Below are 12,017 nucleotides of genomic sequence, written 5' to 3'. Positions count from 1 at the left end.
TCAGAGCCCCGTCGCCACCGCGGCGCCGGCGGCGAGCCAGGCCCGGCGGGTCGCGGCCCGCAGCGCGCCGTAGCGCAGGTGGCCGTCGACCATGCCCGGGTCGAACGGCACCGTCACCACCTCCCGCGCGATGGACCGGTACCCGCCGGCGACCTTCCTCGTCTCCTCGGCGGGCGCCTTCTGGTCCGCCTGGCTCACCACGACCACGGCCTGCTGCGCCAGGTAGGCGGAGCGCCCGTCGCGCTCCGCCAGGCCCTCCAGGAGCAGCGCGCCCGCCTCGGCGTGGTCGTCGCGGGTGGTCGTGGCGATCACGAGCTGGTCGGTGTGGTCGATCATCCGCTGCCACATCGGGTCCGACTCGTCGTTGCCCGAGTCGATGATGATCAGCCGGTAGTACTTGCTCAGCACGGCGTGGATCGCGTCCACGTCGGAGGGGTCGATGCGCTGCTCGTTCGCCATCGCCATCGGCTTGGAGCGCAGCACGTCGTACCGGTCGCGCGTCTGGTGGTGCACGTAGCGCGCCAGGTCGGCCGCCTGGGCCGCCGGCCCGAGCAGGTGGTCCGTCCTGGGCAGCAGGTCCAGCAGCGTGGCGTCGTGCGGACCCTTCTCCGTGCGCCAGCCGAGCGTGCCGCGCGTCTGGTTGTTGTCCCAGGCGACGACGCCGGCCCCGCCGAACTGCGCGAACACCGCCGACAGCAGCACGCTCGACGGCGTCTTGCCGGCCCCGCCCTTGCCGTTCACTATCGAGATCGTGCGCGGGCCAGGCCAGTGCTGGCTCACGGCCCGCTCGTCCGAGCGCTCGGCACGCTCCGCCGCGTTCGGCCCCACCCGCAGCCCCATGCGGGTCAGCACGCCGCGGAAGCCGAGCTCGGCCGGCTCCTCCACCGACACCTGCGTGAGGAACGACGTGCGCGCGTCGCGCCGCGTGCCGGGGTCGGCCGTGACCGCGCCCGAAGGCTCGTGACCGCGCGCGCCCTCCTCCTCGCGGACGAAGTCGGCGACGCCCGACGGTTCGGGCGCGGCACGACCCGGCGAGACGGGGATCGACGGGGTGGGGGCCGAGACGGGCGCGTTGCTGTGGCGGGCGGAGTGGTCGGGGCGGGCAGGGTGGTCGGGGTGGTCGGGATGGTCGGGATGGTCGGCGCGGGCGGGTGCGGTGCCGGGGAAGGACGTGTCGTAGACGGTGTCGTCAGGCGTGTCGTCGGGCGCCGTGTCGTGCAGGACCCTGTCGTGCGGGGCCGCGTCGTGGGAGGCCGCGTCGTGCAGAGCCGCGTCGTGGGAGGCGCTGTCGTGTCGGGCGCCGTTGCGTGGCACGTCGTCGTAGGGGGCCTGCTCGGAGAGGTCTTGCTCGGCCGGTCCGCCGTTGCGGGAGGGCGCCTCTGCCGGCGCGGGCCGGTCCGGCGGCGCTTGTTCGGCTGGCGCTTGTGCGACCGGAGCCGGGGACGTGTCGATCGGTTCCGGAGTGCTCGGGACGTGGTCGACCAGGTCCGGGACGCGCGGCACCGTCATGTCCAGCTCCGGCTCGACGACCGGCGTCGCCCCCGTCGGCACCGGGCCGTCGTCCTCCGGCACGACCGTGCCGTCCGGATGCACCACGAGCCGCCAGATGCCCTCCGGGCCCTCGGCGCTCGCGCGCACGGGCCGGCCGATCTGGACCGCGTTCTCGGTGACCCGGCGCAGCACCTCGATCCGCGCCTCTTCGAGGCTGCCGGCGGTCACCGGATAGGCGGTACCGTCGATCCTGACCTCCCCGGACCCGTCAGTCCTGACCACGGCCTCGATCTGAGGCCACCTCCGCACGGTCTCAGCGCTCATGCGCGTGCTCCTCGGCTCTGCTGTTCGTCTCGCTGTGCCCCAGCCTCCGCCATCTTGGCCCCGAAAGCGACCGGATCTGCGGTGTGTCGCATCTGCACCGTGCCACGTCCGGCGCTTCAACGACGTCGTGACCGGCTGGTAGTTTGCCTCAACTCACCCGGCATCCGCCGGGCGCCGTGCACGAGGAGTCATCAGTGTCCGACCCGACCGTCCAGTTCACCCCGGGGATGCCGCCCCGGCCGGTCCAGCCGGGTGAGCCGATGACCACGCTGGTCTTCGACCAGGAGCTGGTCGGCAGGCTCCAGGCCTTGCTGCAGGGCGGGTTCAGCAACCGCGCCGAGCAGGTCATCGCGGAGCACCTGGTCAAGGTCGGCAGGCATCGCGCGGGCGGGCGCACGCCGCGCGAGATCAAGGAGTACATCTGGCAGCAGATGCAGTGGGGCGACGCCGGCGTGCCCGCCGCACCGCACGGTGACCTCCACTCCCTGCGCCAGTCGGTGCGCGCGAACACCGAGGTCATGCACCCGCCCGAGAGCTACCGGCCGCAGGCACCGGCGCAGCCGCCGACGCAGCCCGGCACGTCGCCGACCGCTCCGAGCCCGGCCGGCGGTCCCGCGGACCGAGGCCCGGAGGGCGGCTCGGGCGCGCGGGTGCTCGGCGGGATCCTGGCGCTGGTGCCGCGGGCGCTGCTCGCGCTGTCGGTCTACCAGCTGGTCCGGCTCATCCCCGGGTTCGAGCAGATGCCCGACGCCGCCGCGTGGGGACCGTTCCACGGTATCGGCGACGCCGTGCTGGGGGTGCTCAACCTCGACCCGGACTGGAGCGACCAGGCCGCGAACCTCACGATCCCGGTGCTCGGCGTCGTGCTCGTGACGCTCCTCAACGTCATCACGCCGCTGCGGCGCGACCGCCGGCTGCGCGCCTGGCCGTACACGCTCGTCATCGGGGCATGGGTCGCGGTCTTCGCGGCGTCGGGCCTCGCGGCGTTCGCCTCCGACACGACCGAGAACCTGAACCAGAGCATCCAGGACCAGGTCGACGAGACCCTCGACGAGCAGGTCGACCAGCTGACCGACGACGCGAGCGACGCGGCGAAGGAGAAGGTCGAGGACGGCCAGGGCGCCGGCGGGTGAACGTTCCGCGAGAGCCTTGAAGTTGTTTGCGGATGATCCATCTGGCAGCCTTTCCGCGCTGGTAAGTTGCTCCATGGGCTGACCTGCGTTTTCTGTCCCGCACCGAGGAGTTCTCATGTCCGACGAGCCGTACCGCCCGACTCATGGCGCGGTCCCGCCGGACCCGGACGAGACCCGCGTGCAGCCCCCGATCGCGCATGTCCCGCCACCCCCGCCCGGGACCGTGCCGGACCCGTACGGAACCCGGGTGCTCCCGCAGACCTCGGCCGCTGCGACCACCGGCGACCCGTACGCCACGCAGGTCCGGCCGTCGGTCCCGCAGGCCCCACCCCAGGCTCCGGCGACTCGGGCCCAGGCGACCCAGAGCCCCGGTTCCCGGACCTCGGGCCACGTCCCCGCGACGGGCGAGGTGCTCGGCGGGTTCGTGCTGCACGAGTCGCTCGGGCACGGCGGGTTCGCCCACGTCTACCGGGCCGAGTCCGCAGCCGAGGGCGTCGTGGCGCTCAAGGTCCTGACGAACTCCGAGGCGGGTTCCCGCGAGCGTTTCGTCACCGAGGCCGGCCTCCTGGAGCAGCTCGGGGGCCGCGGGTTCCCGCGGTTCGTCCGCGCGGGGCTCGAGGACTCCACGCCGTGGTTCGCCATGGAGCTCGTCCCGGGCCGCACGCTCGCGCAGGTGGTGCACGAGCACGGCCCCCTCCCCCGCCAGGACCTGCTCCGCGTGGCCGACGACGTCGCCGGCGCCCTGTCGGTGCTCCAGGAGGAGCACTACCTGCACCGCGACGTGAAGCCGGCCAACATCATCGTGTCCGACGGGCACTGCGTGCTCATCGACCTCGGCATCGTCAAGGGCCACGGCTCGCAGACGTCCACCCACGCCGCCGGCACCATCTCCTACATGGCACCCGAGCTCTTCGTGCGCAAGCCGCACCCGCGCTCCGACGTGTACAGCCTCGGGCTGCTGCTCATCTTCTGTGCCACCGGCTCGCTCCCGGCGGACCTGAACTTCGCGGGCCGCGACCTCACCGCCGAGGACGTCGGGCCGGTCGACCCGGCAATCCTGCCGCTCGTGCTCGCCATGACCCGGCAGGACCCGACCGAACGACCGCCCCTGCACAACATCGCCCGCGCGGTGATGTCGGTCGCCGCCCAGCAGTCGCCCGAGCCGGGCCTGCTGCACGCCGCCGAGACCACGCGCACCGAGCGCGACGTGGTCACCGAGATGGTCACGGCGGGCAGCCTCGCCGCAGGAGCCGCGGCCGGGGCGGGTCCTGCCGCCGCGCAGACCGCGGTTCTCGGCGCGACCCAGCAGGCGGCCGCTCCGGCACCGGCCGGCCCGCCGCCGGCGTCCATCCGCCCGCAGCCGCCCGGTCAGCAGCACGCCCCCACCCAGCAGCAGCCTCCGGTCCAGCAGGGCTATGGGACGCAGCAGGGCTATCCGACGCAGCCGCAGCGGCCCGTGTACCCGCAGCCTCCGGCGCAGCAGCAGCCGTTCCCGCCGCAGCAGCCCGTGCAGCCGCAGCAGCCGGCCCGCCCGCAACCGTCGTCGTACCCCGAGCCTCAGCAGTCGCGGCGCAGCGAGCGGGAGCAGGACGACGGCGCGGGCTGGAAGATCGTCAGCACGCTGCTGGGAGTGATCCCCGCCGTCCTGCTGGGGATCGCGGTGTACCAGGTGATCCGGCTCATCCCCGGCTTCGACAACATGCCGGACATGTCGCAGGCGCCGATCTTCCGCGCGCTCGGCGACTGGCTCCTGCTCACGCTCAACCTGCCGCTGGAATGGTCCGGCACGACGGCGAACCTCGCGATCCCGCTGCTCGGGCTCGTGCTGGCAGGGGTCCTGAACATGGTGGCGCGGTTCGCGGGCAAGGCCGGGGAGCGCCGCCGGCGCCTGTGGCCGTACTTCCTGACGATCACCGTCTGGGTGATCGTCCTCGGGGTGCAGGGCATCGTCGCGGCGGTGAACGAGGGCGTGGAGAACGCCCGGCAGGACCTCAGCCGGAGCGTCGAGCAGGGCATCGACGACCAGCAGGGCTACCTCCAGGACCAGGTCGACGAGACTATCCGGGAGCAGCAGGACAGCATCCAGGACTCGGGTGAGGACTTCCTCGACTCGGTCTGGCCGTTCTGACCCTGCCGGGCGGACGGTCGCGGATCGGGCCCCCGCAGCGATTTATCCCGAAACCTGTGCGCCCTCTTGGTACCTTGCGCACATGCCCCGGGCCGATCAGATTCCCCAAGAACCGGACGTCGACGCCGTCGTGCCCGCGTCCGCCGTCGGCCCCGGGCCGGTACCGCCGCCTCCACCGCCACCGCCCCCCGCGGTAGATCCACCGCAGGACGGGGCCGAGGTGGCGGACGAGGCGGAGACGGCGGGTCAGGCGGTGCCGGAAGCAGTCGCGGAAGCTCGGCCCGACGCCGACCTCCGGCCGGGCGACGCAGAGGACGCGGAGACCCTTCCCCGAGCCGTGCAGAGGCCGCAGACCGAGGTGGGTGCCGGTCCCGAGGCGGGTCTCGCCGCGGATCCCGCGGCCGAGCCCGCCGAGCCCGAGCCCGAGCCCGAGCCCGAGCCCGAGCCCGAGCCTGCCAAGCCCGACGCCACGGACGAACCAGTCGAACCTGACGTTCCAGACGTTGAACCTCAGGTCGAGGGTGCGGATCCCGGCCCGGCCGAGCCCGGCGCCAAGTCTCGACCATTGGTTGAGACCGACTCTCCACCAGTGGTTGAGGGTTTCGCTGGACCGCCGCCTGACCAGGAAGAAGAACCCGAGCACCCGCCGCTGCCCGTGCGACCGGTGCGGCGCATCCCCGCGAGCGGAGAGCAGGTCGGGGGCTACACGCTCGGCGAGTCGCTCGGCCACGGCGGGTTCGCGCACGTGTACCGGGCGGAGGCGAACGACGGCGACGAGGTCGCCGTCAAGATCCTGACCGGCCTGCCCGACGACGCCCGGGAGCGATTCGAGCAGGAGGCGCAGCTCCTCGAACGGCTCGACGGGCGCGGCTTCCCCCGCTTCGCCGCGTCGGACATGAGAGCGGCGCAGCCCTGGTTCGCGATGGAGCTCGTGCCGGGCAGCACCCTGCTGGAGCGGGTCCGGGCGGAGGGGCCGCTGTCCGGCCGGGAGGCGCTGCGTCTCGCCGAGCAGGTGGTCGACGCGCTGCTCGTGCTCCAGGACGAGCGCTGCCTGCACCGCGACCTCAAGCCGGCGAACATCATGGTCGACGGCGACCGCGCCGTCCTCATCGACCTCGGCATCGCCAAGATCTTCGACGCCGCCACGTCGACGCAGCCCGCCGGGACGGTGTCGTACATGGCGCCGGAGCTGTTCGGGCGCCGCGTGCACCCCCGGTCGGACGTGTACAGCCTGGGCCTGCTGCTCGTGTACGCGACGACGGGCACGCTCCCGCCGGACCTGAACTTCCTCGGGCGGGACCTCACCGCCGCCGACCTGGTCGAGGCCGCGCCAGGCCGCGACGAGCCGCCCGAGATCGACCGCCACCTGCTCCCCCTGATCCTGGCGATGACGCGCTACCAGCCGGCGCACCGCCCGCCGCTGACGAACATCGCGGGCGTGGTGCGGGCCAGGCTCGGGGGCGAGGACGCCGACCCGACACTCATGATCGCGGAACAGGTGGTCGCCGACGGCGTCACCGAGGCCGAGCGCGCCGTGCTCCCGGCGACGATGCGGCTGGCAGCGCCCTTCGAACGGCCGACGAAGATGTTCGGCCACGCTGTCGGCGACGACTCCGCCGACAGCGGCGCGCTGCGCGCCCCGGAGCCGTGGCACGCCCTCGTGTACGACCGGGAGCTCATGAACGTGCTGTCCGAGGTGCACGCCGACGGTTTCGACGGCGCCGCGTCCCAGGTGATCGCCGACCACGTCGCGCAGCTCGGCGCCGACGCCGCCGAGGGCCGCACCCCCGCCGAGATCAAGGACTGGATCTGGCAGGCGATGCTGTGGCGGGCCGCGACGCCCCCGGACGGGCACGCGGACACCCTGCGCGGCTGGCGCAGGTTCCGCAAGCCGGATCCCGCGCCCACCCAGCAGCAGGCCCCGGCGCGGGCGCCGAACGAGCCCACCCCGCCGTCGTACGCGCCGCGCAAGAGCCCCGTGCAGCACCTCGGGCCGACGCCGCGCCCCGGCACGGCGAAGCACCCCGGCCCGGCGAAGCGCCCCAGCCCGGTGCAGCACCTCGGGCCGGCGCCGACCGCCGTCACGCCGCCGCGCTCGAAGCCGCCGTCGCTCCGGCCGCGGCCGGCGGCACCCGCACCCGCACCCGCGGCGACCGACATCGGCTCGACCCGCCCGCTGCCCCCCGTGCAGCCGGCCGCGCCACAGCCGGCGCCGCCACGACAAGCAGCGCCGCCGCCACGACAGGTGGCTCCGCCCGCTCCCGCCGTGCCCCGGCAGCGGCCGGGGGCCGTCGGCGCGCTGCTGCGGTGGGTACCGCGCCTGCTGCTGCTCGCGGCCGTGGTCCTCGCGGCCGGCGAGACGCCCTGGGCGCCGTTCTCCGTCGGGCCGACCAGGATCGTGCCCTGGCTGGCCTACGTGACGGACCTGCCGATCAGGATGGTCGCGTACGCCGACGGGCCGCTGATCGCGGTGGTCGCGCTGATCGTCGCCATCATGCTGCGGTCCGCGGGACACCGGATGCGCGTGTGGTTCTACGTGCTCGGCGCGCTGCTGGTGACAGCCTTCGCGGTGTGGCTCACGCTGAGCACGTGAGCGGAAAAACGCTGGCGCCCGCCCCGGGGCGGGTACCAGGGTAGGCGTCACGGTCCCCGGACGGGGCTGCGGCAGACGCCACCGCACACCCGGAGCACGCGCCGATCGGCTGACCTGCCGGGCGCAGTGCTCCGTCCTTCCGAGGAGCACCCTTGTCCCGCTTTCCCGCAGTACCCGAGTCCCGCTACCTCACCGAGCGCCGCACCCGTGGTGCGCGGTCCGGCGTGGACGCGCCCGTCGTCGTCGAGCCCGGTCCCGACCAGCGCTGGTCCACCTGGCGGTCCGTCGCCAAGGGCCGGCGCGGTCCCGAGCCTCGCCCCGGCTGGCTCGTCACCTCCGACGCCGCGCTCGACACCGAGCTCGGCGTCCTGAAGACCGGCAAGGAGGCGGACGCGTTCCTGATCGAGCGCGCCGTCCCGGCCGGCGTCGCCCTGCCCGACGACCCGTTGCCCGACGACGCCGGACCGGCGCGCTCCTGCCTGCTGGTCGCCAAGCGCTACCGCGGCCACGAGCACACCACGTTCCACCGCGACGGCGACTACACCGAGGGCCGCCGCTCCCGGCGCACCCGCGACCAGCGCGCCGTCGAGGACCGCAAGTCCCGCTGGGGCCGCGCCGTGGCGGCCACCCAGTGGGCCGACGCCGAGTTCGGCGCCATGACTCGCGCCTGGGAGGCGGGCGCGCCGGTCCCCTACCCGGCGCAGGTCGACGGCACCGAGATCCTCATGGAGTTCGTCGGCGACGCAGACCCCGACACCGGCGAGCTGGTCGCGGCACCCCGCCTCACCCGCGAGCGCCCGGCCGCGGCCCTGCTGGAGTCGTACTGGGAGCAGCTCGCCGACGGCATGTCGGTGCTGGCCCGGCTCGGGTACGCGCACGGCGACCTGTCGCCGTACAACGTGCTGGCGCACGGTGAGCGTCTCGTGATCATCGACCTGCCGCAGGTGGTGGACCTGGCGTCGAACCCGTTCGCGTCCGAGATGCTGCTGCGCGACTGCCGCAACATGTGCGCCTGGTTCGCCTCGCGCGGCCTCGACCGGGACCCGGACGTCCTGTTCGCGGACCTGCTGGCGCAGGCCTGGTGAGCCGGGCGGCCCGCCGGCCGGTCAGTCCGTCGGGGCGTCGCTCGGCGGCAGGACCGGGTCGCCGGGCAGCAGGCCGCCGGAGCCCTTGGCGGCCGGGGTGTCCGTCGGGGTGCCCCCCGGGTCCTGCGTCGGGTCGGTCGTGGGGTCGGTCGTGGGGTCCCCGGTGGGCTCGGGGGACGGGGTCCCGGTCGGCTCGCCGCTGGGTTCCCCGGAGGGGTCGGACGTCGGCGTGTCCGGGTCCGCGGTGGGGTCGGCGGAGGGCCCGGGGGTGGGGCCGTCGGTCGGCTCCCGCGTCGGGTCGGTGGTCGGGTCGGCCGTCGGCGCGTCCGGGGGGCCGGAGGTCGGGTCGACGACCGGCTCGGTGGTGGTCGTCGTCCCCGCGGGGAGCTCCTCGGCCGGGACGCGGCGCACCTCGGTGATCACGGACGCGGCGTCGAGGATGGACGTGCGCTGCGCCGCGAGCTCCGCGAGGCGCCGCTCGCGCCGGGCAGTGCTCGCGTGGTCGGGCAGGTCGTCGTCCAGCCCGGCCGCCGCCTGGTCGATCGCGCCGCGCAGCCGATGCAGCACGAGCAGGTCGGCGGACGGGCCGGCCGCCGCGTAGACGACCTCACCGGCCTCGATGGTCTCCACGGAGCGGGTGCGTGACTCGCCGAGCAGCCGGTCGATGGAGCCGGTCGCCCCGTCGTGCGTGCCGAGGGCGGAGTCCGAGGTCAGGATGGCGGGGATCGTCACGGTCTCGACGTCGGGCTCGGAGACGACCTCGTCGCCGGGGCGCTCCCCGGACATCAGGGCCCACGCCCCGCCGACGCTCAGCATCGTCACCGCGAGCGCGCAGGCGCCCACCGCCACGACGGCGGCGGAGCCCCGTCGATGGGCCCACTCGCGGACCGGTCCCCAGTTGCTCATCGGGCGACATTTTAGCGCCCGGGGAGTAATATAAGCTGCGTCTTATATTTCCCCAGGAAGGATGCGCCATGACCATCATCATCGACCCCGCCGGGACCGCGGGGCTCGTCACGCGCGAGGTCCGCGACGGCGAGCGGGGCGGCACGCCGACGAAGGTCGCCGTCGCCCGCCGCACGTACGACGCCGCGCGCGCGGACGTCTGGGACGCCGTCACCAGCGCGGAGCGCCTCCCCCGCTGGTTCGCGCCGGTCAGCGGCGAGCTCAGCCTCGGCGGGCGCTACCAGATCGAGGGCAACGCGGAGGGGACGGTCGAGAGCTGCACGGCGCCCGAGTCCTTCGGGATCACGTGGGAGTTCGGCGGCGGGACGTCCTGGGTCACGGTCCGCCTCACCGAGGCCGGCGACGGCGGCACCGTGCTGGAGCTCACGCACGAGTCGGGCGTCGACCCGGACTTCTGGACACAGTTCGGGCCGGGCGCGGTCGGCCTCGGCTGGGACGCCTCGCTCATGGGACTGGGGCTCCACCTGAGCACGGGCGCCTCCCCCGGCGTGGAGCAGGCCGCGTTCGAGGCCTGGTCCGTCGGCCCGGAGGGCAAGGAGTTCTTCCGCGCGGCCGCCGACGGCTGGGCGGACGCCGCGATCGCCTCCGGCGACGACGCGGACACGATGCGCCAGGCCTCCGACGGCGCCTTCGCCTTCTTCACCACACCGGCCGCGCCGCCGGAGGCCTGATGAGCCAGGGGCGCTCCCCCGACTCCGCCCGCGCGGGCGTCTTCGAGGCTCTCGGCGACCCGGTGCGCCGGCGCCTCCTCGAGCTCCTCGCCCACGGCGAGCAGCCCGCCGGGGCGCTCGTCGACGCGCTGCGGACGCGCGTGCGGATCTCCCAGCCGGCCGTCTCGCAGCACCTCCGCGTGCTGCGGGACGCCGGCCTGGTCCGCGTCCGCGCCGAGGGCACGCGCCGCCTCTACACGGTGGACGACGACGGCACCGCCGCCGCGCGGGCCTGGCTCGCCCGCTTCGAGGACACGTTCGCCCAGCCGCTGGACGCCCTCGCCACGGAGCTCGCCCGCGGGAAGCGGGAGCGGCGCCGGACGGCGCGGGAGCCCCGCCGGGGGCAGGACCGCACGGCGGGCTGACGTCGCGCTACGCGCTTGGCACACTTTTCCCGAGCGCCTGGTCCAGGTCCGCCCACAGGTCCTCGACGTCCTCCAGCCCCACCGACAGGCGGACCAGGCTGTCCGGAATGCCCGCGTCCTCGCGGGACCCCGGGTCCATGATGTGGTGGCTGATCGACGCGGGATGCTGGACGAGGCTGTCGACGCTGCCGAGGCTGACCGCCGGGGTGATCAGCCGCACCGCCCCGATCAGGCCGGCGGCGTCGCCCGCCGTCTCGAACGCCACCATCGCGCCGCCGCCCGTCATCTGGTCCGCCGGGCGGGCGGCGCCGTGCAGCCCCGGGTAGTGCACGCGCGGCACGCCCGGGTGCCGCGCCAGCCGGCGCGCGAGCTCCGCCGCGCTCGCCGACTGCGCGCCCATCCGCAGCGGCAGCGTCGACAGCCCGCGGTGCAGCTGGTAGCCGGCGTGCGGGTCCAGCACTCCCCCGGTGACGAACCGCACCTGGCGCAGCGTGCGGGCGAGCTCCTCGGAGCACGCGACCACGCCGCCCATCACGTCGCCGTGGCCGCCCAGGTACTTGGTGGCGCTGTGCAGCGTCAGCGCCGCACCGTGCGCGAGCGGCCGCTGCAGCGCCGGCGTCGCGAACGTGTTGTCCACCAGCACCGGCACGGGCGCGCAGGCCTCGGCCAGCTCCCGGATCCCGACCTCCGACAGCGTCGGGTTGGCCGGCGTCTCCACGACGACCAGCCCCGTGTCGGCGGTGACGGCCGACGGCGCCTCGGCCGCCGACGTGAACGTGACCGTGCTGCCCAGCAGCCCGGAGCTCAGCAGGTGGTCGCTCGTGCCGTACAGCGGACGCACGGCGACGACGTGCGGGCGGCCCGCCGACACCCCCGCCAGCAGGACCGCCGCGAGCGCCGCCATCCCGCTGGCGAACGCGACGGACGCCTCCGCGCCCTCCAGCTCGGCCAGCGCCCGCTCGAACCGGCGCACCGTCGTGTTGGCGGCACGGGCGTAGATGGGCGGGCCGCCGTCGTCCTCGCCGCGCGCGTACGCGTCCAGCCGCGCCGCCTCCGCGACGACGTCCCGGGACGGGTACGTGGTGGACAGGTCCAGGGGCGGGGCGTGCAGGCCGAGGTCGGTCAGGTCGTCCTTGCCGGCGTGCACGGCGCGCGTGCTCAGCGCGTGGGGTGCCGCGGGCCCGGTGTGCGAATCCATGGCGTACTGTCCGCACAGGATGCG

9 protein-coding genes are annotated in these 12,017 nt (G+C 74.7%); 6 read left to right on the top strand and 3 right to left on the bottom strand.

Annotated features, from left to right (window positions below):
• Positions 1-1,815 (bottom strand): MinD/ParA family ATP-binding protein, encoded by a 1,815-nt coding sequence (locus ACYU96_RS09830; protein WP_460752340.1) that lies wholly within the window; start codon positions 1,813-1,815, stop codon positions 1-3.
• 194 nt (positions 1,816-2,009) lie between these two features.
• Between ACYU96_RS09830 and ACYU96_RS09825 the strand changes: the two genes are divergently transcribed.
• From ACYU96_RS09825 to ACYU96_RS09810, 4 genes are all read left to right on the top strand, one after another.
• Entirely contained in the window at positions 2,010-2,948 is a 939-nt protein-coding gene (locus tag ACYU96_RS09825) for a hypothetical protein (protein WP_460752339.1), read from the top strand.
• A 115-nt stretch (positions 2,949-3,063) separates the two neighbouring features.
• Complete coding sequence (locus ACYU96_RS09820) at positions 3,064-5,076, top strand: serine/threonine protein kinase (RefSeq protein ID WP_460752336.1); 2,013 nt, start codon at positions 3,064-3,066, stop codon at positions 5,074-5,076.
• Between the two features lie 589 nt (positions 5,077-5,665).
• Entirely contained in the window at positions 5,666-7,669 is a 2,004-nt protein-coding gene (locus tag ACYU96_RS09815) for a serine/threonine-protein kinase (RefSeq protein WP_460752333.1), read from the top strand.
• 152 nt (positions 7,670-7,821) lie between these two features.
• Entirely contained in the window at positions 7,822-8,754 is a 933-nt protein-coding gene (locus ACYU96_RS09810; RefSeq protein ID WP_460752331.1) for a serine protein kinase RIO, read from the top strand.
• 21 nt (positions 8,755-8,775) lie between these two features.
• Here the strand turns inward: ACYU96_RS09810 and ACYU96_RS09805 are convergent, their stop codons facing one another.
• Positions 8,776-9,660: a hypothetical protein gene (locus ACYU96_RS09805; protein WP_460752329.1), complete on the bottom strand. Its 885-nt coding sequence runs from the start codon at positions 9,658-9,660 to the stop codon at positions 8,776-8,778.
• A 68-nt stretch (positions 9,661-9,728) separates the two neighbouring features.
• Here ACYU96_RS09805 and ACYU96_RS09800 point away from each other — a divergent pair, with 68 nt between their 5' ends.
• Positions 9,729-10,391, top strand: a complete 663-nt coding sequence (locus ACYU96_RS09800) for an SRPBCC family protein (protein ID WP_460752327.1) — start codon at positions 9,729-9,731, stop codon at positions 10,389-10,391.
• Positions 10,391-10,795 carry an ArsR/SmtB family transcription factor gene (locus tag ACYU96_RS09795; protein ID WP_460752323.1) on the top strand — a complete coding sequence of 135 codons (405 nt, stop codon included), beginning with the start codon at positions 10,391-10,393 and terminating at the stop codon, positions 10,793-10,795. The genes ACYU96_RS09800 and ACYU96_RS09795 overlap by 1 nt, the downstream gene beginning before the upstream one ends.
• Positions 10,796-10,802: 7 nt before the next feature.
• Here the strand turns inward: ACYU96_RS09795 and ACYU96_RS09790 are convergent, their stop codons facing one another.
• Complete coding sequence (locus ACYU96_RS09790; protein WP_460752320.1) at positions 10,803-11,993, bottom strand: trans-sulfuration enzyme family protein; 1,191 nt, start codon at positions 11,991-11,993, stop codon at positions 10,803-10,805.
• Positions 11,994-12,017: the final 24 nt, after the last annotated feature.

Source organism: Myceligenerans cantabricum (assembly GCF_054777735.1).
Note: the sequence above shows the minus strand (reverse complement) of the source record. Positions and strands in the feature narration are given on the sequence as shown.

What these genes read in the sequence shown, in the direction of transcription:
- ACYU96_RS09820 (WP_460752336.1), top strand. Translation starts at nt 3,064, where the DNA reads ATGTCCGACGAGCCGTACCGCCCGACTCATGGCGCGGTCCCGCCGGAC.
- ACYU96_RS09800 (WP_460752327.1), top strand. Translation starts at nt 9,729, where the DNA reads ATGACCATCATCATCGACCCCGCCGGGACCGCGGGGCTCGTCACGCGC.
- ACYU96_RS09830 (WP_460752340.1), bottom strand. Translation starts at nt 1,815, where the DNA reads ATGAGCGCTGAGACCGTGCGGAGGTGGCCTCAGATCGAGGCCGTGGTC.
- ACYU96_RS09790 (WP_460752320.1), bottom strand. Translation starts at nt 11,993, where the DNA reads ATGGATTCGCACACCGGGCCCGCGGCACCCCACGCGCTGAGCACGCGC.
- ACYU96_RS09805 (WP_460752329.1), bottom strand. Translation starts at nt 9,660, where the DNA reads ATGAGCAACTGGGGACCGGTCCGCGAGTGGGCCCATCGACGGGGCTCC.
- ACYU96_RS09795 (WP_460752323.1), top strand. Translation starts at nt 10,391, where the DNA reads ATGAGCCAGGGGCGCTCCCCCGACTCCGCCCGCGCGGGCGTCTTCGAG.